This window comes from Pseudomonas bohemica (assembly GCF_002934685.1).
Classification (GTDB): domain Bacteria; phylum Pseudomonadota; class Gammaproteobacteria; order Pseudomonadales; family Pseudomonadaceae; genus Aquipseudomonas; species Aquipseudomonas bohemica.
Genome location: NZ_NKHL01000095.1, coordinates 7,423 through 7,691 on the forward strand (window position 1 = coordinate 7,423; position 269 = coordinate 7,691).

The window sequence follows — 269 nt, forward strand, 5'->3', positions numbered from 1 at the left end:
ACTGCGGATCAGTTGCCTGAAACTCCGCTTTCGCCACTGTCGTAACCTCCAGAAGCTCCCACAGGTACAGCGCTGATCTTCAAATTCTGCTGTTCCTGCTCTGCTTTTAATCTTGATCATCTCCCACGCAAGTTCAGACGTTCCAGATCGCGACGGTGTCTGGGCTTGCGCGGAGGAAGAGCAACAGCAACAGCAAGAGCAAACGCAGAAGCTACAGGTTGACGCGATGCTGTGGGAGACGTCGGAGGTTACGACGGCAGCGAATGCGG